Raw genomic sequence first — 23,364 nt, forward strand, 5'->3', positions numbered from 1 at the left:
TAGAGTTAACTGAAATTTTAAATCATACAAATAAAGGAGAATGCTCAGAATGAACCGTATTCCTTCCCATTTTGATGAAATTAACATGATTGGTAAGCTCGCTGACCTCAAAGATAGTCACTACCACCAGTCCCTCGTCCTCTCATCTCTCATTCAAGTTCTAATCGATAAGGGCCTCATCACCGCGCAGGAAATCCAGCTCAAATCCAAAGAGCTCGACGCCGCGCTTACTCCGAATCCAATACATCCCATTTCGTAGAGCGGTCAAAATATGTATCCATCAGCCGCAGCTGTTTAGCCTCAGGGGCACGCTCTTGTACTATGTTATTCACCGTTAGCCTGGCCAAATCCATTAAATTATGGTCACGGCTCAAATGCGCCATATAGACGGACTTCGTCTTGCTCGTTAACACGTCACAGAGCGCTTCCCCTGCGGCTTCATTGGATAAATGACCCTTGTCCCCAAGAATACGACGCTTAATACTCCATGGATAGTGCCCCACGCGCAGCATGTCCACATCGTGATTCGTCTCGAGTACCAAGCTATCTGAATCCGTAATCTTTTCTTTGACCTTCTCGCTCATATATCCCAAGTCCGTTACGACGCTTAACTTCTGTTCTCCTTCATAAAAGCAGTACCCCACCGGCTCCGCTGCATCATGCGATATTCCGAATGATTCAACACGCAGCGTACCGAATTCCTCGATACCTCCGGTTTCCATGACTCTCTTGTTGCCTTCCGCGATCACACCGATTTGACGATCCAGCTCTTCCCAAGTCTTCTCATTCGCATAGATAGGCAAATCATATTTGCGAGCCAGTGCTCCCAACCCTTTAATATGATCCGAATGCTCATGTGTGACCAGAATGGCATCAATACTGCTCGCCTCGAGCTCGCGTTCTTTCATTAACAGCTCCATCTTCTTAGCGCTAAAGCCCACATCAATCAGCAGCTTGATCTCGCCATTATCAACCACCGTCGCATTGCCTGTCGAACCGCTCGACAGTACCGTAAACCTCATACCCATCTTCCTACTCCTCTATGCCTACATGTCATCCATCTAGCCGTCAATTATTGACTATCACACTTGCTTACTTCTTATCCTTGCTCTTGTCCCCGCTATTTTCAGGGATCTCCATTGTTTTCGCACCATCTGCTTGCGTACCAAATGGAGCCAATTCAGACTCTTTCTGCGGAGACTCAACCGCTCCATTGAAAGCTTGCACATAATAAATATCTCCGTTATCGATCCTAATTCGCCAATGCGGAAACATCGGTTGCGTTTCTGAATTATACGGCTGTCCGTGATACCCCAGTCTGACTTCCGTAATAATGGCACCATCACTCAAATAATTGTCCACTAAGCTGCGAACAGCTAACTGAGCGGGTATCAGCTTCTGCTCTGTTTGCTCTACTCCTGATTCTACTTCAACGTATACTTGACGGTAACTGGTAATTTCTCCATTATTCTCACTCAGTTCCACTCTTACATCGAAGAGAGGAATCTTGCCATATAGCTGCGTGAACACATAAACGCCTTTTCGACTAATCGCTGAATCTAATTGATATAAGCCAAAATTCGGTATTTCCGACTGAGCTTGAACTTCTTTGCTAGCCCCTTTACCAAGCAAATTACTCATATTAATGGGCGTTTTCAGCGTCTTCAGTTCACTGGGCTTCATATTATCGTCATACTTCACCGTTATAACTTTCATCTTCGATTGATCCGTCGGCAACTCATCCATTAGCCTTATATTTTTGTTTCGGAGCGCGTTATTTAGCTCCTCTACGGTACCTGATGTATCCAAAGCGATTTCTGTCTGATTGGAACGATTGGTGGACCAAAGTTGGAAACCAAGAATCAAATTCAACATCAAAAAGGAACAAATCAAAATCGTTTTAGCCCGACTCCAATTCATGATCTCACCAACCTTTCCTCAGAAATGGAACCTGCTTACTCCATAAAATCATACGTGCCATCTCGCAGCTCAATAGCCCATGTTGCCGTCAATACAAGTGTCTTATCTGTTATTACCGGACGATACGCTGGGAAAATAGAAACAATACTGGATCGCTTCTGATAATATTGCAGCCTTTCTTCCAAAGCGTCACCAGACATGATTTCGAAATCACGCCGCTGCACCGTCTTCAGGTCTGGAATAATCATCGACCTCTCGAATCCGGATATAATCCCCTTCTGAACTTGCATTTTCATGGAGCCGTAACCCTCAGCCTGCGGCGTAATAATCGGCAAGGATTCATAGTACTGTCGGAAAGTGAACGAGTGGCTATCGATTAACTGCTTCTGCGGCGTGCGAGAAACGATATATTTCCCATCCCAACCGATATGCTGATTAATAAATTTGATACCCGCCTGCAAGTCATCTAATACCTCAGTTTTACTTTCTACGGGTGCAACAGGATCCGAATACGTGACCCACCGCAAATCTCGATTTAGCTGAAAACCGCGCTTGCTGTCCGTATAAATTTCAGAACCGTCGCGTTCTTTGAGATATCGGGTAATACCCGGATCAACGAACAGGCTTTGTTTCAGTTGGTCTGCCGTCAACAAGCTATAATTAAATATATAGTTCGGCAGTCGAAGCGGCTTTATTGGGAGATAGTAGTCCCCGCTGTTTGTCGATTTGTAAAGATTCGTCGGATCACCAAATGCCGCGAAATTTTCCACATCTTTACTTGTAAAATCGGCCCCGATGACTTCGTATCCAACACCCGGGGAATCCGTAAAGAAGAAGGCACGAACATCCTCGTTATTGCCCTTGGAGTAAATCCAAATCCGCGTGATTTTATCATTATCAACCGGCATTTCGCCTTCAATACGAAGCAGCTGCTGAAGAATCGTAAAAGGGATGCCGTCTCGGAATCGAATCTCAACCCCTTGCTGTTTCGTTCGAACTTCTTCCCAGTTCACATTAACCAAATACATCGACGTTTTGCGAAAGCCTTTAAAGCTTCGCTGCTTAATATTATCGAGCAGTCTTGTGTAGTAGTAATTGTTAGGATACAGAACAGAGTGCTGCTGATTGCCTAAGTGAACGATGATTTGATCAGGAAACAGCATGTCATGAAGCTCCAATTGCTTACCTAATGTTTCCGTCTGAACATAATTACTTTGTTGAATAGGTTCGATTTTCGGCGGGGTGTACGAAGCTAGATAGAAGCTTTGGTACAAGCTCGTCCCAATCAGAACGACAAGAAGGATGGATTTCAGACTCTCGATCATAGCTCATCTTCCTCCTCTTGCTGAATCGGTAGTAGGAATACAACACGAGTTCCTTGTCCTAATTCCGACTCCAAACTGATCGAGCCGCCATGTGCTTTTACTATTTCCCGGGCAATTGAAAGACCTAACCCTGTACCGCCCATATTGCGGGAACGTGCCTTGTCCACACGGTAGAATCGGTCAAAAATACGGGACAGATCTTTCTTCGGGATGCCAATTCCGTTATCCTGAACCGAAATTTCCAATACATCCTTCTCGATCTTTCTCGCTTCCAGCCGAATGGCCCCTTCATCACCCGTATACTTAATCGCATTCGACACGAGATTGTCGAGTACTTGATCAATTTTATCCCGATCGAGCAGTAAGCGGGTCACGCCCTGCTCCACATGAATTAGAATTTGAATCTTCCGCTGCTGCAGCTGGAAAGAGAAGCGGTCGGCTACCTCCTCCAGCATCTCACTCACAAGCGTCGAGGATTTACTCATCATCGATTGCTTGGAATCAAGCCTCGATAAATGCAGGAGATCCGTCACTAAGCGGATCATCCGCTCTGTCTCGCTGCGCGTAACGCTAATGAAGCGTGAAGCCAGCTGCGGCTCCTCGAGCGCGCCATCATCGAGCGCTTCCAGATAGCTCTTGATCGTCGTCAGCGGCGTACGCAGCTCATGCGACACATTCGCTACGAACTCGCGCCTCGCCTGCTCCAGCTTCTCCTGATCCGTTACGTCCTGCAGCACCGCAATAATCCCGTTCTGCCCTTCACCTCGGCGATGAATGGGCGTGAACGTAATACGTACAGACAGCTGCTCATCGTCATCGGGGAGATGAATATCCAGCAGCGTTGTACTAACCTGTCCTTGGAGGAAACCGCGAATCGTATCCATCGGAATACCGAGCACCTCGGATATGTCCAGACCGAGCGTCGTCTCCTCTTCCGTCTGTAGAATCTGCTTCGCCCTGCGGTTAAGCACGATGACATGCCCTCTATCGTCAGTGGCAATGATCCCGTCATTCATATTCGTTAAGATCGAGGCGAGCTTCTCCTTCTCTTCTTCATTCAGCGAGAGCGCTTCTTTAAGCCTATTCATCATAAAATTAAATGTTTGACCTAGCTGTCCAATCTCATCGGTCCCTTGAATAATAACCTGTTGGTCAAAGTTACCCTCCGCGACAGCCGTCGCCTGCTTCGTTATCTCTTTGATCGGATTCGTAATCGTACTTGTAAGAAGAACACCAAGAATAGCGGTTAGCCCTAGAGCGATCAAAGTTCCCGAGATGAGGATGCGATTAATCGATCGAATCGTTTTATAGACATCTTCCATCGAAGCAATAATGTATACCGCACCCAGGACACGGGCACCGCTGCCTACCGGCTTGGCGATAATGACCTTCCGATAGCCATCCTCATCCGTGAAGATCCGTTGGTTATCCTTAATCCCCTGAAGCGCCCTGATAACTTCCGGCTGCGTGTTCTTCTGTTTCAAATGATTAGGAACCGATGTGCTAATAACGTTACCGTTCGCATCTATAATTTGAATTTCCGCATTATTAATAGAAAATAAATTGCTGACGAATTCGTTCAAATCCGCATACGTCTTCTTGCCTTCTGCAGCGTTCTTGCTGTCCTGATCCCCTGTGAGGTATGACCCCACAAAGCCGGCCAGCAGCGTCACTTGACTGTTGCGTGAAGCCAAAAAGTCATTCTTGAAGTACGTCTCTACCGTCTTATAGAAATATACGCCAATGAGCTGCATCGCGATCAGAATGAGTAAGACATAAATAATAATCAGCTTCGCTTGAATCGATTGGAAGAAGCGGATGCCCTTCATGCTCAGAAGCCTCCGGCCTTAGGACTGCGCATCAAGTAGCCGAGGCCCCTGCGCGTCATAATATACTCCGGACGGCTCGGGTCCGTCTCCAGCTTCTCGCGTAAGCGCCGAATCGTTACATCGACTGTTCGTACGTCGCCGAAATATTCAAAGCCCCACACCGCCTGCAGCAGGTGCTCGCGTGTCATGACTTTGCCTGAGTTTTTGGCCAAATACTGAATAAGCTCGAATTCCCGATGCGTCAAATCGAGCGGTGTGCCATCTTTATACACCATGTACATGTCGTTATCGATAAACAGGGCATGAATACGCATCCCATTCCGCTGCATGTCAGACTCGCTTGGAGCCAACTGCGCTTTCGTCTGTCTGCGCAGATGCGCCTTCACCCTGGCAAGCAGCTCCCTAGTGCCGAACGGCTTGGTCACATAATCGTCTGCGCCCATTTCTAGGCCAAGCACTTTATCCAGTTCTGTATCTTTCGCTGTGAGCATAATGATAGGAGTATTCAGCTTCGAGCGAACCTCTCGGCACACATCCATCCCATCCTTCACAGGCAGCATGAGATCCAGCAATATTAGATCCGGCTGCTCAGAGAAAGCAAGCTCTACAGCGCTTCCGCCGTCATACGCACAGATGACCTGATAGCCCTCTTTTTCCAAATTAAATTTCAGAATATCTGCAATCGGTTGTTCGTCATCCACCACGAGAATTTTACCAAACAAACCTACCACCGCCTACTCAAGGATAAATGACTTCGTCCCACTGGGACGAGCATGTAATGTTAGTCTATTTCCAGCATACTACCCTCTATTTTATCATACATTCAAGTAAGAAGCCCTCTACTCTAGGCAAATCGAAACTTATTCTTTCTATTGTGGAAAAAAGAGACAAGGTCCCCCGAGTTGTCCCGTTTGACCTTGCCTCTATCTATAATTAGCGGTTTAAATACTTTAAAGGATTTTCTAAACTTCCACTTTTGTGAATCTCAAAATGTAAGTGAACACCCGTGGAGTCGCCTGTACTTCCCATAATACCGATTTTATCGCCTTTTTCGACGATTGTACCTTCGGTGGTAGTAATTTTACTCAAATGGCCATATAACGTCTCGTAACCGTTCAAATGATTAATAATAATATAATTGCCGTAATCGGATTTATAACCGGTTTCCGTAACTTTGCCGTTATCAGCCGTCATGATATTCTTGTTGCCTGTGATATCAATCCCTTTGTGAAGCTTGCCCCAACGCATGCCGAACGTACTTGAAATACTTGGGGAAATGACAGGCCACGCGAACTTCCCTGAGCCTTCACCTTGAACCACTTTCGTTCCTTTTTTCACCTTAGCCATAACAGGTTTATCAATGATCTCTTCATTCACAAGCTTCTCTTCGGTCATTAAACCGTCGACCTTCGTCACTTGAATCGTAACCTTCTTCAGTCCATTCTTTCCAGCCGTTATCGGTTGAACTACACCTACACGAAGTGAATCATCTTTCACATACTCAGTGTCGTATTGAATCTCCTGATTCTGTACAACCCGTTCTGTTGTCTTAACAGAGAGCGTAGGTTTGAGCACCGTCACATCAAGTTGGTTGCCAATTTTCAGCTTATCATCTTGAAGGCCGGGGTTATTATCATAAATGAATTGCTTCGTAATCCCTAATTTCTTCGCGATACAGGAGACACAATCTCCTTCGACAACCGTATACTTGGCAGGCTGTACATCACCGGTCTTGAGCTTCTTAACGACATCTTCCGGTTTAGCCAAATCATCTGGTTCGATAGGAACTTCCTTAGTATCGACTTGCTGAATAAACTCTACTTTCTCGAGTTCCGATGGTGCTGTTGTGATATCCTCACCCAACTCTGTTGATAGCGCAGCTACCTTAGCGGTTTCCTTGGCTTTAGGCGCGAAGGGTGCACTTACTTGTTCAAGAATCCGATCAGCCGTCTGCTGATCCTTCACAATTGCGATGGTTTTCCCATCTACCTTCAATTCAATGCCGACCGGTTGCGGCACAAGCAGCTTATCAAGTGTTGCCAAAACAGCTGAATCATCAGATTTTACGTTGAAAGCCTTTTCAGACTCATAGGTAACTCCGTTAGTTTTCAGCACGACATGCACATCTGGGAATTTTTGTTGAACTTCTTGCGGTTTTTTTTGCTTATATTCATCAATAATCTTATTGTCACTTACAATACCTATTTCTTGGCCATCCAGCTTCACATGATACACATTCACCATGCCAGCTTCTACATATTGATGTCCAGTAAACGTAATTATCCCAGTTAGAGCAATTGCACTAACTCCCAGAGCAAGGGACCATTTATGTCGTTTCATTACCGTTAGCGTCGTTGTTGTCGTTGATACTTCCAGCTGCTTGTCTGATATTGATTCATTTCCGGTCAAGCTTTCTCGCTTAGGCGTGAATCTCTTGATGAGATCCATGACAAAGCGCATTCCCCTGAAACCTGTCATGATCTTCTCCCTTTGAACGGTTTTGCATCCGTAGATACATAAATAAACCTTGATTAGACATAATATCCATAAAGGATGTCAGCCTTTTGTTAAATTTAACACACTTTCTCTGCCTATTTCAACAAAATACTCGAAATCCATGTGATAGATTCGTGTCCATCACCAAAAGAAGGCACTATAAATTCAATTTTTTGTATGAAAATCCAAGAGATTATGCGCACTGCTACAAGGATTGACGAATTAGCATGAAAAATTGAAAGGGGACATCAACGATGGAAGTTAATTTGGCGGCTACATTCCATAATAAGGATAATTTAGAGCAAGCGGCTGAAGTACTTAAACTACAGGGTGTACTAGATATCAAATTCGATAATGGCGTAGTACCTAGTTCTGATCAACAAGCTGACAGCTTCATTCAATCCGTAGACAGCTTTGCAGCTGAGCCCTCCTTTGCACTCATGGTAAGTGTTGAGAAGTCACGCTATCGCCAAGCTGAGGATACGATTATCAAATATGGCGGGCAGCTCCATTAACATCCAAGTATGGAATGGATTAATACTTGCTTAGGATATCTGTGAGCTGCTTCAATTCCTTCTCACTTAAGTACTTTTTAAGCGTGCCATTGACCTGCTTTAGCTCTTCTGCGGTAATCCCATCTTCGAGCAAAACGGATAGATTCTGCACGTCACTTTGCGGCAGCTTGGCAACAACTAGAGAAAATATTTTCATCTTATCGTCGCTAGACAGTGCTTCTTTCTTTTTGGCAAAATCCTCCGTCGACATGACGAGTTCCTTTTTCTGCTCGTTCGCTTCACTTCGCGCTCTTCCCATAACGGCTATGGCATCATCCTTGGCTCCTTGGGAAGCATCTCCACCGTCCATTGAACTAACTCCATTTGTGGGAAGTTGATCGTTTGGACTTGGGCTAGATAAGCTTCCAGACGGGTTGAGACTAGGAACAGGCTTCGTAGGTGCAGGGCTTTCAGCTGGGGCAGCTTGCTTCCCCCCGTCTCTACGCATAACTATATTCAGCTCCCCCGCCAATCTTGCAGCAAATTCGTTAAATTGAACCTTTTTACCCAAAGCTGGGATCTGATATTGTCGAAATATATCCTCCACGTACATATTTACAACATACCATGTCGTAAACATCGTTATCGATGTAATTAGGACTGTTCCAATGACGATCTTACTTAACCATGCTATTAATTTCATTCTCGCTATCACTCCTGGCGCATAATCATGTTCCTCCCTTCCAGTATTGACGAAATCATCTCCATTAAATCCCTTTTTGATAAAAAAGAAATCCTCTAAGCTGCAAAACAGCCCAGAGGATTTCTTAAAGTTATTCAGGAAGAAGCGAACATTACGCTTCATTTCTTTATGATTATGCGTAGATTGGACGAACCAGGTTTGTTTGTTCACGATTACGACCTACGGAGAAGATCGCGATTGGAATACCTGTCAGCTGGGAAACACGCTCCACATAATGTCTGGCATTCTCAGGCAGATCGCTCAGCGTACGTGCGCCGGATACGTCTTCTGTCCAACCTGGAAGCTCCTCGTATACTGCTACACACTCGGAGATAGCTTTCAGGCTAGCTGGGTAATGCTCAATTAACTCACCGCGGTACATGTAGCCTGTGCAAATTTTCACCGTTTCAAGTCCTGTCAGAACGTCGATGGAATTTAGGGAAAGACCCGTGATTCCGCTAACACGTCTTGCGTGACGAACAACAACGCTGTCGAACCAACCAACACGACGTGGACGACCCGTTACCGTACCGTATTCAAAGCCTTTTTCACGAATCCAAGCGCCGATTTCATTGTCAAGCTCCGTAGGGAACGGACCATCACCAACACGAGTCGTGTAAGCTTTCGCCACACCAATGATGTTGTGGATCTTCGTTGGGCCTACGCCGGAACCGATACATACACCGCCTGCAGTTGGGTTCGAAGAAGTAACATACGGGTATGTGCCTTGGTCGATATCCAACATAACACCTTGTGCTCCTTCGAACAGCACTCTGCGGCCTTGATCAATGTATTGGTTCAATACAACCGACGTATCCGTTACATATGGACGAATGACTTCAGCGTACTCGAGATATTCTTTGAGAATCGGCTCTATATCAAGACCCTGTGAACCGTAAACTTGCTCAATCACAACATTTTTCTCTGCAACGATGCGTCTAAGCTTCAATTCAAACTCTTCCGCGTCCATTAGATCAGCAATACGAATACCGTTACGAGCTGCTTTATCCATATAACAAGGTCCGATCCCTTTGCGGGTCGTGCCAATTTTGCTATCACCTTTGCGATCTTCTTCCAGACCATCCATCAGCAAATGATACGGCATAATGACATGCGCGCGGTCACTGATATTGAGGTTCGTCGTCGTAAAACCATTATCATGAATGTAGTTAATTTCTTCAATGAGCGCAGCCGGGTTAATAACCATGCCATTCCCGATTACACAAGCTTTATCTTTGTAAAAAATACCTGAAGGAATCATCGTTAGCTTATATTTCTTCCCGCTAATAATGATCGTATGGCCGGCATTGTTACCACCTTGATAACGAGCAACGACCTCAGCAGATTCCGCTAAGAAATCCGTGATTTTCCCTTTCCCTTCATCTCCCCATTGCGTACCGACAACAACAACCGTTGACATATGCACTTACCTCCGTACGGTGACGAATCACCCATAATGAGCCGTTATGGCTTTAGTACCACAGAGAGAAGTTGGACTTCGTTAAAGCGCTAAAGCGTCTAGCGTCCATCGTACTTTCCCTCTGGCGATGCAAATACCTCTATACACCGTTGCACACTTAGTGAACCGGTTCAGAGGGCTTACTCACCGCAAAGGAACATCCAGGTTTCTTCGGCAGTCATCTGCAGGAAGTGAACCTACCTTACGGCATGAAAAACGACCTTATTTCGAAGTTGCCTTATGATAAGCAGGCATTCGACCAAGGTTTTTTCACCGTCTCTAGTGTAGCAGTCCCCCTGAGCAAAGTCAATTAAAAACGAACAATTACACAGGTGCCTGTATAATCGTTCGGATATTGCGCAAACTGATAGGTTAAATAAAAAAAACAGCCGTCAATACTGCGCGGCTGCTGCTTCCTGGTGACTTCGATCCATGTTCACAAACTTATTAAATTGCTTCAAGAAAGCCAGCTCTACGGTTCCTACCGGACCGTTCCGCTGCTTAGCAATAATAATCTCGATAATGTTCTTCTTCTCGGATTCCTTATCGTAGTAATCGTCCCGGTAAAGGAACGCTACGATGTCGGCATCTTGCTCGATGGATCCCGATTCCCTAAGGTCAGACATCATCGGACGCTTGTCTTGCCGCTGCTCAACACCCCGGCTCAGCTGCGAGAGCGCGATGACCGGAACGTTGAGCTCACGCGCAATTTGCTTCAGCGTACGGGAGATCTCAGAGACCTCCTGCTGACGGTTATCGCCTTTGCCGCGGCCGGCAATGAGCTGCAGGTAGTCGATGAGGATCATGCCGAGCCCCTTCTCCTGCTGCAGACGACGGCACTTCGCGCGGATGTCCGCAACCGTAATCGATGGTGAATCATCGATGTAGATGTTTGCTTCGGACAAGGCGCCAATCGCCATCGTCAGCTTCTCCCAGTCGTCGCCCTCGAGATAACCCGTCCGCATGCGGTTCGCGTCGACGTTCGCTTCCGCGCAGATCATACGCTGTACGAGCTGCGCCGCACCCATCTCCAGAGAGAAGATGGCGACGGTTTCTTTGGCCCGTACGCCCACGTTCTGCGCAACGTTCAGCGCGAACGCGGTCTTACCGACCGAAGGACGGGCGGCCAAGATAACAAGGTCCGAGCGCTGGAAGCCGGACGTCATCTTGTCGAGGTCAATGAAGCCCGAAGGGATTCCCGTTGACCCTCCCTTATTTGAGTAAAGCTGCTCCACTTTCTCGAATACTTCCATGAGCACATCGCGAATAACCACGAAGCCGCTGGAACTGCGGCGCTGCGAGATCTCAAGGATCTTCGCCTCCGCTTCGCTGAGCATCGACCCAACATCGTCCTCATTGGCATAGCCATTGGAGACGATCTGGGTCGCCGTGCGAATAAGGCGGCGCAACATCGACTTCTCCTCGACGATAGCCGCGTAGTAGTCAATGTTTGCTGCTGTTGGCACCGCATTAGCCAACTCAGAAAGATACGTCACGCCGCCGATTTCTTCAAGCTGCTGCTTGTTCTGTAGCCGCGACGTAAGCGTGATCAGGTCGACAGGCTCCTGCTCTTCTGCGAGTTCTACGATCGCCTCGAAGATGCGTTGATGTGTACCACGATAGAAGTCGTCGCTTGATATCCGCTCCATGGCGGTAATCAAGGCTTCGCCGTGAATCAAAATAGCACCGAGTACGGCTTGCTCGGCTTCTATATTTTGTGGGGGTACACGATCCATAAACATATTATCTCCGCTCATGCTGCTGTACCCGCCTTTCTTTTCGTTAGTTAGTTTACTATTCTTGCATCACAAATGGATGAGAAACTCTTCAATCGCATTCTATCATCCGTGTTTAACTTTTATTCTTTGCTCTATTAAACTCTCTAAACTCTTAAATAGCTTTACAGACATCAAATAAAGTACCCGAAGCAAACTACGAAAATTATCTCGTAGAATCTACAACCGCGGTATTACCTCACAATAGATAAGAGCCCCTCCAAGGGACTCTTACCTTCATCCATGTTCTTTCTCAATAACGCTGTTTTCTCTTGCTCCAGAACACGTTACCTACGTTCTGATTCCTCTAACTCTTACTTCTCTTCCGTCACGTGTACGTTCAAGCTCGCCGTTACTTCACTATGCAGTTTCACAGCAACCTTCGTCACACCAAGGGTACGAATTGGATCTTCTAGCACGATTTTGCGCTTATCGATTACGATTTTATACTGCTTCTCGAGAATCTCTGCGATTTGCTTACTAGGAATAGCTCCGAATAGACGTCCGCCTTCACCGGCTTTCGCCTTGATTTGAACTGTCATTTCACCAAGCTTCTCACCGAGTGCCTGAGCATCGGCTTTCTCTTGATCCTTGCGGCGCTGCTCAGCTTTTTTCTGATTATCAAGCACCTTAACAGTTCCTTGTGTAGCTGGAGCCGCAAGTCCCTGCGCGATTAGGAAATTCTGTGCGTAGCCCTCAGATACTTCTTTCACTTCGCCCTTCTTACCTTGGCCTTTTACGTCTTTAAGTAAAATGACTTTCATTCGAAAAGTCCCTCCTCTTCCTGCATTTCCTCTAATACTTTCTTCAATCGGTTCGTTGCTTCCTCTAAGGTGCCATCTATCTGCGTAGCTGCATTCGTTAAATGCCCGCCTCCGCCCAGACGCTCCATCACGATCTGAACGTTCATCTGTCCTAGTGATCTTGCGCTAATCCCGATCAATCCGTCCGGTCGTTCGGCGATGACAAAGGATGCCATAATATTCGTCATATTCAACAATGTATCAGCTACTTGCGCAATCATCAACTGAGAATATTTGCGATTTGGCTCAGCAACTGCCAATGCAACATGCTCGTAAATCGTTTCTGTATGTTTAATGACTTCCGCTCTCTCGATATATGAATCGAGATCTTCCTTCAGCAATCGCTGAATTAAGGCGGAATCAGCACCATTTCGGCGCAAATAGGATGCCGCTTCGAAGGTTCTTGCCCCTGTTCGGAGACTGAAACTCTTCGTATCAACAACGATCCCAGCCAGCAGCATCGTTGCCTCCAATACTTCCATGGTTAGCTTTTCATTGATATATTGAAGCAACTCCGTCACAAGCTCACACGTTGAGGACGCATACGGCTCCATATAGACGAGTGTCGCATCATGGATGAACTCCTCACTACGGCGATGGTGATCGACAACCACGACCCTGTGCGTCTGCTGCAGCAGTTTAGGCTCGGCTACCATGGACGCCTTATGTGTGTCCAAAACAACCGCCAGCGAGCGCTGTGTCGTAATCTGCATCGCCTGTTCCGGCGTAATGAACCAACGATGCAGCCGCTCATCGGCAGCAATCGTCTCCATGACCTTCTGAATCGAGGGATTAATGCCCTCCAGTACAATATAGCCTTCCTTGCCGACAACCTGTACAGCCTTCAAGACACCAATTGCTGCGCCAACGGAGTCCATATCAGGAAACCGGTGACCCATGATGATCACTTTATCGCTATCCTTCATTAGATCACGCAAGGCGTGAGAAATGACTCTAGCCCGAACCCGCGTACGCTTCTCAACCGCATTCGTTCTTCCGCCATAGAAGGAAAGTCGCTGCCCGACTTTAACCGTGACCTGATCGCCGCCGCGGCCTAGTGACATGTCTAGTCCCATCTGTGCCATTTGGCCAAGTTCCATGAGCTGCTCAGCTCCTGAAGCGATCCCAATACTAAGCGTCAATGGAAGCTTATTTTCAATCGTCAAATCCCGCACTTCGTCCAGGATTTCAAAACGCGTTTGTTCCAGTTGGCGCAAAGCCTTCTGATCCATCAGAATAAGGAATCGATCCGACGACGTCCGGCGCAAATAGAGCTGGTACTTCTGAGCCCATTCGGTAATCTCACCAGTCACCTTAGCCAGCATAATACTGCGGGTCTGATCATCGAGACCTTGTGTCGATTCCTCCAGATTATCCATCATTACGATGCCGATCGCTGTTTTCTCATCTTCGTACTTCTTCGCCAAAATCGCTTGCTCCGTTATTTCACGGAAATAAAGCAGCCGCTCCTCAGGCTTAATCCATACTTGATAGATAAACTTCCCAATCGACAGCTCCAGCTTGTCACTTTTGTCGCTTTTGTCCTTTTTGTTTTTCAAATCAGGGAAGAATTCAAATAGCGACTCGCCAATGACCGAATCCTTCTCAAGCATTTTTGCCACAAAAGGGTTGTGCCACTCGATGCGCTTCTCTTCATTATATAAAATAATTCCGATGGGAAGGCCGCTCATCACTTCATTGCCCGCTTTTTTCACCCGATGTGTAATCGTACCAACGTACGTATTTAACTCTCTACGAAAAGCAGTCTCCGCTTGCAGCGTAAAGTAGGCCAATACACCGCAGATCAGAAAGGCTGTGAGGCCCAGCCACCATTTGAACATATAAATAATGGCTGTCAGAATGATAAGTAGGACGAAAATCCACACGATATGTTGACCGTGCCACCGCTTTAAAAGGAACTTCGGCATTCGAACTAGCTCCTAATCCTATATATTTTTCTTGAACCGTTCTCGGATTGGAAACGCAACATCAAATACCCCTAATAAGCTGTATACGATAAATAAAGGAGGCATGAAGCAAAGTAATACAATCGCCACGATAGGTAATATTGGCTTCCACTTGTTCACATGGGCAACAAAGAATAGAAAACAAATCGCCTGAATAGCAAAGGCTAGCATAAGCAGCGGCATCGCATTCATTAGTAGCGTAGAAATCAGCGAAATGGAAGCCGGATTAATAAATAAATCTAAAACAAATACAACTAAATAGATCCAGACAAGCGATTTCTGCAGCATCCACTCCCTCATCGGGCGCAGTCCTGGAATCCCTTCTCCTGTTTTGTTGAGCAGCCAGCGGCTAATGCCGTGGGAGACAAACGTGTAGAATAGGGCAACAAAAATTAAATATAAAGGAATTACTTGCACAATGAAATTGACATACCAATCCTGATCTTTTGGCAAAATATCGCGGATCCCTGGAGGCATGGCCGCTATACTTTCCATCATGAATTGCTTGAACCTGGAAACTGGATCAAATCCGAACGCATACCCGATAACCAGACTCACCAGAGACTCTGCCAGAATCGTGATAATTCCTGCCGTCAACACGGATCTTGCCGCTGCTTTACGTTTATACAAGTTACCCATGACCAGAACAGGCGGTAAGAAGAACAGGGATACCGACATAAGGAATATTCCCTGCCATTGGGTAAGAATATAAACAACGAGCAAGCTGAGCACATAGCTAATGACGAAACGCCTTGTGCTTGATTTTACATATAACATTAGAACTGGAATCATGAGAAAACTAAATGTGAAAATAATAAAAGGCGTCATTAGAGATAGCAATGAGACGATCGTCACTGCGCTCCATATGATGCTTTGCCAACTTCGTTTCCCCAACCGGGCTCACCTCTTACGTAAATGTTCTTCTAGCGATGAAATGTCGCCGTACCAGTCCTCAAGTTGATGGCCCTCTTGGCGGTGCTTCTTCATTTTCTCTACAATAGCTTCGTCTAAACTGTGAAAGGAAATGCCTAGTCTTCTGCCTAAGATGTAACCGCTCGAAATTAAGCTGGCTAATCCATCTACAATTTTCACATGGCTGCCTTCCCATATACCTTTGAGCAGATGAGCCACATGATCTACGACTTCTGTCTTGAGCCATTCAATGACTTTGGCCCGTCTGGCTAGGTCAACATCCTTTTCCCTATTCAGCAACCGTCATCTCTCCTCATTCAGCAATGACTATTGTGTCAATTATACCACAAATAGGCACAAGAAAAGAAAGCCTCTACAGAGCTGTTCGATCCCCCTGCGCCCAAGGTGTTGATATGACTAGAAATTCGACATCTTCCAATGATTCGTTACGAATTTGATGCGGAATACCGGGCAAGATTGTGCAGCCTTCCTGCGGCTTCAGGATGATGTCCGTACCATCAATCCACATCTTAGCTTCTCCACTTAAAATGAAGAAAAACTGCTTCGCTTTTTGATGCACATGCTTAATTTCACTCGCGCCCGCCGGCATACGCTCTTGAATAATGGTCCTATCCGCATCCCGCTCTAGGTACCAGCCGTCGCAAGCATCGCCCCATATGTAGTGATCCGCCTGCTCTTTGTGGATTTTCACGATTGGTTCCTCCCCCCGCCGTTTGCTTCTTGGCATACAAAAAAGACAGCCGTTAGATACAGCTGCCTTCTTGGTTTAACCCTATTCCGTTGTGTAAGGCAACAATGCGATTGTACGGGAGCGCTTGATAGCGATCGTCAATGCACGTTGGTACTTAGCGGAAGTACCAGTTACACGTCTAGGAAGAATCTTCCCGCGCTCACTGATGAACTTTTTAAGAGTTTCAATATCTTTATAGTCAATGTGCTTGATTTTGTTTACTGTGAAGTAACAAACCTTACGACGTTTACCTTTACCGCCTTTACCACGAGGAGCAAATTTGCGGTCGCCGCGATCTTCACTGTTATTATCTCTTTTTTGGAAAGCCATTAGTTTGTTCAGTCCTTTCTACTTTAGAATGGCAAGTCATCATCGGAAATATCGATCGGTTTTCCGTCATCAATGAAAGGATCCTGCTGCTCGCGCGATCCACCGCCACGATTGCCACTGCCGCTTCCGCCGCCGTAGCTTGCGTTTGCGTTAGATGATCCGCCTTCTTCGCGATTACCGCCGCTGTTGCTGGATTCAAGGAAACGTACATTATCGGCAATAACTTCGGTCACATAAACACGCTTGCCCTCATTGTTGTCGTAATTCCGTACCTGAATACGTCCTTCCACTGCTGTTAAACGACCTTTACGCAAATAGTTCGCACAAGTTTCAGCAAGCTGCCTCCACGTGACGATATTGATAAAGTCCGCTTCCCGTTCTTTCGACTGTGAGTTCGTGAAAGGGCGGTCTACTGCAAGTGTAAATTGGGTAACAGCTACGCCAGCTGGTGTATAACGAAGTTCTGGATCTTTGGTCAATCGACCGATAAGAATAACACGGTTCAACATGGAACAACCCTCCTGACGAAAATACTGGCATGAATTAAGCTACGTCGTTTACGATTAAGTGACGAATAACTTCGTCCGAAATCTTAAGTACGCGATCAAGTTCAGTTACAACAGCAGGTTCTGCGTTGAAGTGTACCAGCACATAGTGCCCGTCACGGAACTTCTTGATCTCATACGCAAGACGGCGTTTGCCCATCAGGTCATGTTTGGAGATTTCTCCCCCACCGTTCGTGATGATGCCTTGGAACTTTTCTACCGTAGATTGAACAACTTCTTGTTCAACGTCTGTACGAATGATGTACATCAGTTCATATTTGCGCATGTATTTCACCTCCTTTTGGACTAAGCGGCTCCTCTTTAAGCTTGTCAGACAAGCGAAGGAGCAAGGAGCGAGGATTCTTATTCAAAACTCGCACCTGAATACTATAGCAAATCGAGCGACAGATTACAAGTTTTTCTCTAATAAACTGCGAAGGAGGAAGCTGGTAATGGGATTCATACATGCTTCCCCTCCAAAGGGGTAATCTAAACATGATTGTTATTCTTAAGAAGAGGTGATCATCATGGGTGAATGGACACAATTCAATGCTGGCGATCATGTTCCTAACGACGGTCAGTATATCGAAGTTGGCGAAAATGCTTTTCACATGGGGATTAACAACCCCAAAATCGTTACACTGAAAAAGGGTGATACCTTCCCAGAAACGAGCAACCACAATCGGAAATGGCATCGGAAACATTTACGGCAGTAAGATCGAAGTTCAACATGACTAGGAGAATGAGCTATGAGGACTACCACGTTTACTTGGCTGTTTACCTTCCTAGGTGCTGCCTTGTGCTTGGTTCATTATTTATTTCATGATCACGATGCCTTTTATATGCTGTTCTACGCGCTCAGTGTACCAGCATGGTTTGCATCAACATTTACGAACATCTATGAAATTTCCATGTTTCGAATGCTCGTCATTTATGCGTTAACGATTGCCTCATGGGCCCTGGTTGGGTATATTATTGACCGTTTCTCTGTCAGCTACACGGGGCGGCATAGGAACAAATAGCGGTTGGAATGAAAAGCTGGCTCTATTGTAGTTTACCTACTTAAGGGCCAGCTCTTTTCAATTGAATGATCAAACCATAAACCTATACCCTGATCCCCAAACTGTTCCTATATACTGGGGTTTAGATGGGATTTCCTCAATTTTCTCTCTGATTCTGGCAATATGAACCGTTACGGTAGAGGTGTCGCTCATCGCATCCATCCCCCAGATTCTCTCAAAAAGTTCTTCTTTGCCAAACACCCGATTGGCATGCTGCAAAAGAAATAAAAGCAGGTCAAATTCCTTTTGCGCCAAAATGACTTCATTCCCGTTCACAAAAACTCTCCTGGCATCCTTTTGAATCTCAAGGCCCCTAATCTGGATCGTGCTTCCCTCATTCCCCTTTCCAAACCGCTCTTTCATCCGCTCAAATTTTTTCAGATGGGCACCAACCCGGGCTACCAGCTCACCCGAGCTGAACGGCTTTGTAATATAATCGTCCGCGCCGAGGCCTAAACCATTAATTTTATAGATTTCCTCTGCTCTTGCTGATACCAGAAGAACTGGAATATCATCCTGCTCGCGAACTGTTCTCAAAACTTCAAACCCGTCCATATCCGGCAGCATAATATCTAATATAATGAGCTCAAATTCTTCCTCTTTTAGAGCTCTCAAACCCGCTGATCCGTTGTTCACCGTCTTAACCGAATAACCGCTCAACTCAAGGTAATCCTTTTGCAAATTGGCGATACTTTGGTCGTCCTCAACAATCAGAATTTTTTTCATCATAGCCTCCAAACATGCTAGAACTTTTTCAGAGATATCATTATACGAGTCCCCTCTCCCACAACGCTTTTTGCCCATATTTTCCCTTCGTGCCCTTCTATAATTTGCTTGGCGATAGCAAGTCCTAGTCCGCTGCCGCTTTTTCTTGAAGGGTCTACCTGATAGAATCGTTCAAATATGTAGGGGAGTTTGTTCTCGGGTATTCCATTACCATTGTCCTTAATTTCTATAATAGCAGACGTTCGTGTTTCCCTGAGAATTATGGCAATCTTTCCATCTGCCTTACCTGCATACATCACAGCATTATCAAGAATGTTCTGGATGACCCTCTTTAATCTTTCACGATCAATTAATACTTTAACTGGCTCCTTTAATTCATTTATTAACTCTAATGAAAGGTCAGCCTTTTCACACTCATATTTATGATCCGCGACGCAATCCTCGAAATAGCTCGCTAAATCGCTTTTCTCAAAATGATAAGGAAGCTGGTTCAAATCAAGCTTGGAATATAAAAGAAGATCATCGATCATAGCGTTCACCAAAATAGCTTTGGATCGTGCAGTTTCCAGGTACTCCTCAAGTTTCTCAGGTGTCTTGGCTACCCCATCTATAATCCCTTCAATATAACCTTTAATGGAAGTAACAGGCGTCTTTAAGTCATGAGAAATGCTTGAAACTAAAAACTTCCTGTTATCATCATACTTTTGCTGCAAATATATTGACTCCTTCAGCTTGATCCGCATTAACTCCAAGGTTCTGCCTAATTCCCGAATTTCGCCTTCGCCCTCTTCGGAAATCTCACAGCTTAAATCCCCTTCCCTGATTTTAATAGCGGCATCCTTTAACCTGGAAATCGGTAAAATAATTCCGCGTGAAAACTTATACGAAATCCAAAAATTCATTAGCAAAAATACCACGGTAAAAAAGCTGACTGTAAAAATGCCAAGCAGCACATAAAAGCTTGTTTTCACCTCGATTGGCGCAAGCAGCAGCAAAATGCCCCTTTCGCCGGATGGTAGTTTGTAATCCGCTCGAGTAAACATATAAGTTTTGCCATCAAGCTCAATCTCATCCAGACTAGATGAATCGTCAGATAGCATTAGGCTTTTATCGATATCGAACTTATTAAAATTTTGTGTAGCGTACAAAACTTCTCTATTTATTAAAATGATCGCACTGGCATCCAAAGCGTTAACTCGATCAGAGAGCTTTTGTTGATAGTTATGATCCAAGAGCTGCTCGAACTTAAAGGTCAGTGCTTCTCTTTTGATTTCGCTGATCGCTGCCCTGACTTCGAAGACTTTTTGAAACTCCTTTATACCGGCTTCGCGGCCAAAAACTTTCGTATAAGTAGCAACAAAAATAATGACAGCCAGGAACGTCAAACCAATGGAGACCAGTACAGCCAGCGCATTCATCGTGAAAAAACGTTTGGTTAAGTGCATGTATATTCCTTTCTATATATCCTTCCTGTCAAACAAGTAATACCCCGTAGTAAATAACATGATACCACAGCCTGACATGATTAAGATCTGTCGGAATATCTTAAACACATTGATCGATTCAGAAATCCAGAGAGTGTACCAATCAAACATCGACGTAATAAAAAAACTTGAATAGGATGAGAACACAATACCCATAAAATTAAATCCGATAAACACCAGTATAGAGAGGAAAAATACGGCTAGTCCTCCCTGGATCACATTGGACAACAGGACGACAATAAGTGCAAACACAAATACAGGAAGAAAAGTTAAGCCATATGACAATATCACCTTTACGATCCCTATGAAGCTGGCAGACGCTGGATTAAATATGAATCCAACAAGCAAAGAAAGAAGCATAACAAACAAAAGGTTCCCAACAATAAACAAGGCCAAATTTAATACTTTCGCACTAAAAACACCAAATCTGGAGACCGGCCTTAAGAGAGTTATTTTCATCGTATTCGACGAGGATTCACCGTTAAACATATCGATCGCTACAAAAATGGCAAACAGTGGTAAAAGCGTATAAGTAATAAACGTTAGCACCACTATGGGGAATTCAACACTACCAACTACCCTTAATCCAAGGCCATGCTTAATCGTCGTTACGGCAATTTGCCCGATCACAACGGCAAGAATGGACAAAATCACGGCTGCAAGCATTTTTTTCTTTTTCAGCAGCTTCACGGATTCATTTATAAATGCAGCTTTAAACCCTGCCATTCCTGTCCACCTCACTTACAAAATAATTTTCAAGCGAAGAATAGTAAGAAAGAATATTCTGGGTATATTCGACGTTGACAAGCTTGCCTCCGTAAATAATCCCGATTCTTGTGCACGTTAATTCCACATCATGAATCAAGTGGCTGGAAATAAAGAAAGTCGTACCTTCCTGGGAAAGCTGTTTGATCAATTTCCTCATTTCCAGCATCCCCTCGACATCAAGTCCGTTCAAAGGCTCGTCCAAAATTAAAAGCTTTGGTTTGGACAGAATCGCAGCCGCTATCCCCAGCCTTTGTTTCATCCCGAGTGAAAATTTCTGTGATTTTTCATTTTTATATTTCAGCATCCCCGTGATTTCAAGACATTCGTCGATTCTTCGCTGATCAACTTCTGGATAGAACCTCGCAAACAGTTTTAAGTTTTCATTTGCCGTCAAATAGGGATATGATTCAGCTGTTTCAATCATACAGCCTATATGCTTCATCGCATTGACATAGTCTTCTAAAATGCTCGCTCCAAAAATCTTCACATCGCCACGATCCGGTTTCATAAGTCCTGTTATCATCTTCATGGCTGTCGTTTTCCCTGCACCATTTGGCCCCAGAAAACCGAATATATCCCCTTGATCTACTTCTAAGTTCAACTCGCTAATTCCCCGACCATTCTTAAATGACTTGGTTAAATCGTTTATTTCAATCGCCTTGACTGTCAATTCATCATCTCCCCAAAAAATGTTCAAGAAGCTGCATTTGCAGCCTCCTGAACCCCATTTCTATTCAAATATGCGTCTAAATTCTCCATCGTAATATGGTTTCGAGCTAGATTTGTATGAGTTTTTATCCATAACCTGTATACCCATTTCAAAATAAACCTTACCAGCAGAGTTTGGATGAATCATTCCATTTTTCTGTTCGCCCTTCGCATCTGTGTAAGTAAAAGTTGTGGATGACACTGGATTGTATGCAAAGTCAAATGCATCCTTGTTTGGATACTCGCTCTCAAAACCAGGATAAACAGTTTCTGAGTACTTTCCTGTCACTTTATCGCCGTCTACGCTTGTGATTTCAACCGTTCTCTCGCCAATCTTCACAAACTTGCCGTCTTTGTCCATAATGATATCATTTTTATATGTTCCTACATATTTGCTGCTGAATCCGCCCGAATAACTGACCTTCTCAACGTTCGCGCCTGTTAGGTCAGGCATGGCAATTTTCGTATTGGCAATCTCAGAAAGCTTTACAATGACATTTAGATTTAAGTCATGCTGAACACCGTTTTTATCTTTTCCCGACAGGGTAATATCACCCGTCACATTTTCCAGATAGCCTGCTTTATTTTCAACGGCCGTACCCACAACCTTTTTCACAAAAATATCGCTCTCTATATCCGGTATATCCCTCTCGTCGTTAAACATCTGCTTGATACCAAAGGAGGAGACAGCATTTACGACGGCCGGCACTTGTGCCTCGGACAAGCTGCCCGCATATACTTTTCCGCCGTCTTTCCCTTCCTCTACTTGCACATAATCTTTCAGAGAGCCTACCACAGCGTCAACAATCTTTTCGATCTCCGCTGCTCCCTTCTCTTTAAACGGGTTGTCGAACTGTGTTGGCCCTTTCCTGTTCACATTAGCCGGATATTCCGTGACATAATAAGTATCCTCCTTGCCGCTTTTCCTAACCGAAAGCTTATTGTCGGAATACGAATAATCTGAGGTGGTTTCGCCCATTGCGGTTTTAGTCACCGTATTGTCTTCAGACGTTTGTTTTACCGTATCCATTTTCTTGATCATGGAAGCTTGAAGCAAGGTTTGGTTATTATCCTTCAACGTATACAATGCCTCGATCGTATAGTTGTTCAAATCCTTTTCCATGAGTGCAGCCGTGTTTTTTGCTGAATCTTTCAGCCGGTCATATCCAGATCCAAGCAGCGTATCGGCAAAAGCAGTAGATACGAATAGACAGGCTCCAACCGTAAATGAAAGTACAGTAATTCCTTTTTTGCTAAGTTTCATCTTTG

26 protein-coding genes are annotated in these 23,364 nt (G+C 45.1%); 4 read left to right on the forward strand and 22 right to left on the reverse strand.

Annotated features, from left to right (window positions below; all coding sequences use genetic code 11):
• Window positions 1–49: 49 nt before the first annotated feature.
• Window positions 50–259 carry a hypothetical protein gene (locus tag ASG85_RS04650; protein ID WP_029196124.1) on the forward strand — a complete coding sequence of 70 codons (210 nt, stop codon included), beginning with the start codon at window positions 50–52 and terminating at the stop codon, window positions 257–259.
• Here the strand turns inward: ASG85_RS04650 and ASG85_RS04655 are convergent.
• From ASG85_RS04655 to ASG85_RS04680, 6 genes are all read right to left on the reverse strand, one after another.
• Window positions 228–1,028, reverse strand: coding sequence for an MBL fold metallo-hydrolase (locus tag ASG85_RS04655; RefSeq protein ID WP_057304416.1), 801 nt, complete (start codon window positions 1,026–1,028; stop codon window positions 228–230). The genes ASG85_RS04650 and ASG85_RS04655 overlap by 32 nt on opposite strands.
• Window positions 1,029–1,092: 64 nt before the next feature.
• A complete protein-coding gene (yycI, locus tag ASG85_RS04660; protein ID WP_063860152.1) occupies window positions 1,093–1,920 on the reverse strand; it encodes a two-component system regulatory protein YycI in 828 nt (275 codons plus the stop codon).
• A 35-nt stretch (window positions 1,921–1,955) separates the two neighbouring features.
• Window positions 1,956–3,245, reverse strand: a complete 1,290-nt coding sequence (locus ASG85_RS04665) for a YycH family regulatory protein (RefSeq protein WP_057304415.1) — start codon at window positions 3,243–3,245, stop codon at window positions 1,956–1,958.
• On the reverse strand, window positions 3,242–5,074 hold the full coding sequence (walK, locus tag ASG85_RS04670; protein WP_057304414.1) for a cell wall metabolism sensor histidine kinase WalK: 1,833 nt from the start codon (window positions 5,072–5,074) through the stop codon (window positions 3,242–3,244). The genes ASG85_RS04665 and walK overlap by 4 nt, the downstream gene beginning before the upstream one ends.
• Before the next feature lie 2 nt (window positions 5,075–5,076).
• A complete protein-coding gene (gene yycF, locus ASG85_RS04675) occupies window positions 5,077–5,796 on the reverse strand; it encodes a response regulator YycF (protein WP_156396417.1) in 720 nt (239 codons plus the stop codon).
• A gap of 211 nt (window positions 5,797–6,007) precedes the next feature.
• Complete coding sequence (locus ASG85_RS04680; protein WP_060645507.1) at window positions 6,008–7,552, reverse strand: M23 family metallopeptidase; 1,545 nt, start codon at window positions 7,550–7,552, stop codon at window positions 6,008–6,010.
• 272 nt (window positions 7,553–7,824) lie between these two features.
• On the opposite strand from ASG85_RS04680, the gene ASG85_RS04685 reads away from it, so the two are divergent.
• Window positions 7,825–8,085, forward strand: coding sequence for a hypothetical protein (locus ASG85_RS04685; protein WP_057304411.1), 261 nt, complete (start codon window positions 7,825–7,827; stop codon window positions 8,083–8,085).
• A 19-nt stretch (window positions 8,086–8,104) separates the two neighbouring features.
• Here ASG85_RS04685 and ASG85_RS04690 read toward each other — a convergent pair whose 3' ends face one another.
• The 11 genes from ASG85_RS04690 to rpsF all read right to left on the reverse strand — a co-directional run bounded on the left by ASG85_RS04690 (window position 8,105) and on the right by rpsF (window position 17,634).
• The gene (locus tag ASG85_RS04690; protein WP_060645508.1) at window positions 8,105–8,767 is read right to left on the reverse strand and encodes a hypothetical protein; all 663 of its coding nucleotides are present in this window, start codon (window positions 8,765–8,767) and stop codon (window positions 8,105–8,107) included.
• 172 nt (window positions 8,768–8,939) lie between these two features.
• Window positions 8,940–10,226, reverse strand: coding sequence for an adenylosuccinate synthase (locus ASG85_RS04695; RefSeq protein WP_057304409.1), 1,287 nt, complete (start codon window positions 10,224–10,226; stop codon window positions 8,940–8,942).
• A gap of 431 nt (window positions 10,227–10,657) precedes the next feature.
• Window positions 10,658–12,022 (reverse strand): replicative DNA helicase, encoded by a 1,365-nt coding sequence (gene dnaB / locus ASG85_RS04700; protein WP_029196133.1) that lies wholly within the window; start codon window positions 12,020–12,022, stop codon window positions 10,658–10,660.
• Between the two features lie 332 nt (window positions 12,023–12,354).
• Window positions 12,355–12,804, reverse strand: a complete 450-nt coding sequence (gene rplI / locus ASG85_RS04705) for a 50S ribosomal protein L9 (protein WP_056838752.1) — start codon at window positions 12,802–12,804, stop codon at window positions 12,355–12,357.
• The gene (locus ASG85_RS04710; protein ID WP_057304408.1) at window positions 12,801–14,771 is read right to left on the reverse strand and encodes a DHH family phosphoesterase; all 1,971 of its coding nucleotides are present in this window, start codon (window positions 14,769–14,771) and stop codon (window positions 12,801–12,803) included. Before ASG85_RS04710 ends, rplI begins: the two co-directional genes overlap by 4 nt.
• 18 nt (window positions 14,772–14,789) lie before the next feature.
• Window positions 14,790–15,704, reverse strand: coding sequence for a DUF2232 domain-containing protein (locus ASG85_RS04715; RefSeq protein WP_063860153.1), 915 nt, complete (start codon window positions 15,702–15,704; stop codon window positions 14,790–14,792).
• A gap of 6 nt (window positions 15,705–15,710) precedes the next feature.
• Window positions 15,711–16,022: a MazG-like family protein gene (locus ASG85_RS04720; RefSeq protein WP_029196137.1), complete on the reverse strand. Its 312-nt coding sequence runs from the start codon at window positions 16,020–16,022 to the stop codon at window positions 15,711–15,713.
• Between the two features lie 73 nt (window positions 16,023–16,095).
• Window positions 16,096–16,434, reverse strand: coding sequence for a cupin domain-containing protein (locus tag ASG85_RS04725; protein WP_060645509.1), 339 nt, complete (start codon window positions 16,432–16,434; stop codon window positions 16,096–16,098).
• A gap of 81 nt (window positions 16,435–16,515) precedes the next feature.
• A complete protein-coding gene (gene rpsR, locus ASG85_RS04730; RefSeq protein ID WP_029196139.1) occupies window positions 16,516–16,803 on the reverse strand; it encodes a 30S ribosomal protein S18 in 288 nt (95 codons plus the stop codon).
• 23 nt (window positions 16,804–16,826) lie between these two features.
• Window positions 16,827–17,312 carry a single-stranded DNA-binding protein gene (gene ssb, locus ASG85_RS04735; protein WP_029196140.1) on the reverse strand — a complete coding sequence of 162 codons (486 nt, stop codon included), beginning with the start codon at window positions 17,310–17,312 and terminating at the stop codon, window positions 16,827–16,829.
• Window positions 17,313–17,346: 34 nt separating this feature from the next.
• Window positions 17,347–17,634 (reverse strand): 30S ribosomal protein S6, encoded by a 288-nt coding sequence (gene rpsF / locus ASG85_RS04740; RefSeq protein ID WP_028557223.1) that lies wholly within the window; start codon window positions 17,632–17,634, stop codon window positions 17,347–17,349.
• A gap of 241 nt (window positions 17,635–17,875) precedes the next feature.
• Between rpsF and ASG85_RS04750 the strand changes: the two genes are divergently transcribed.
• Together ASG85_RS04750 and ASG85_RS04755 are read left to right on the forward strand one after the other, a co-directional pair.
• Window positions 17,876–18,064 carry a YjzC family protein gene (locus tag ASG85_RS04750; protein ID WP_057304405.1) on the forward strand — a complete coding sequence of 63 codons (189 nt, stop codon included), beginning with the start codon at window positions 17,876–17,878 and terminating at the stop codon, window positions 18,062–18,064.
• 33 nt (window positions 18,065–18,097) lie between these two features.
• Window positions 18,098–18,370: a hypothetical protein gene (locus ASG85_RS04755; RefSeq protein WP_060645510.1), complete on the forward strand. Its 273-nt coding sequence runs from the start codon at window positions 18,098–18,100 to the stop codon at window positions 18,368–18,370.
• A 69-nt stretch (window positions 18,371–18,439) separates the two neighbouring features.
• Here the strand turns inward: ASG85_RS04755 and ASG85_RS04760 are convergent, their stop codons facing one another.
• From ASG85_RS04760 to ASG85_RS04780, 5 genes are read right to left on the reverse strand one after another with little or no spacing between them, the layout of a single operon-like run.
• Window positions 18,440–19,135, reverse strand: coding sequence for a response regulator transcription factor (locus ASG85_RS04760; protein ID WP_060645511.1), 696 nt, complete (start codon window positions 19,133–19,135; stop codon window positions 18,440–18,442).
• A 17-nt stretch (window positions 19,136–19,152) separates the two neighbouring features.
• A complete protein-coding gene (locus tag ASG85_RS04765) occupies window positions 19,153–20,580 on the reverse strand; it encodes a sensor histidine kinase (protein WP_060645512.1) in 1,428 nt (475 codons plus the stop codon).
• 12 nt (window positions 20,581–20,592) lie between these two features.
• On the reverse strand, window positions 20,593–21,345 hold the full coding sequence (locus ASG85_RS04770) for an ABC transporter permease subunit (protein WP_060645513.1): 753 nt from the start codon (window positions 21,343–21,345) through the stop codon (window positions 20,593–20,595).
• Window positions 21,332–22,057: an ABC transporter ATP-binding protein gene (locus ASG85_RS04775; RefSeq protein ID WP_060645535.1), complete on the reverse strand. Its 726-nt coding sequence runs from the start codon at window positions 22,055–22,057 to the stop codon at window positions 21,332–21,334. The genes ASG85_RS04770 and ASG85_RS04775 overlap by 14 nt, the downstream gene beginning before the upstream one ends.
• 60 nt (window positions 22,058–22,117) lie before the next feature.
• The gene (locus ASG85_RS04780) at window positions 22,118–23,359 is read right to left on the reverse strand and encodes a hypothetical protein (protein WP_060645514.1); all 1,242 of its coding nucleotides are present in this window, start codon (window positions 23,357–23,359) and stop codon (window positions 22,118–22,120) included.
• Window positions 23,360–23,364 lie beyond the last annotated feature (5 nt).

Origin of the sequence: Paenibacillus sp. Soil724D2 (assembly GCF_001427935.1) — a bacterium.
In the GTDB taxonomy this organism is placed as follows: Bacteria; Bacillota; Bacilli; order Paenibacillales; family NBRC-103111; genus Paenibacillus_E.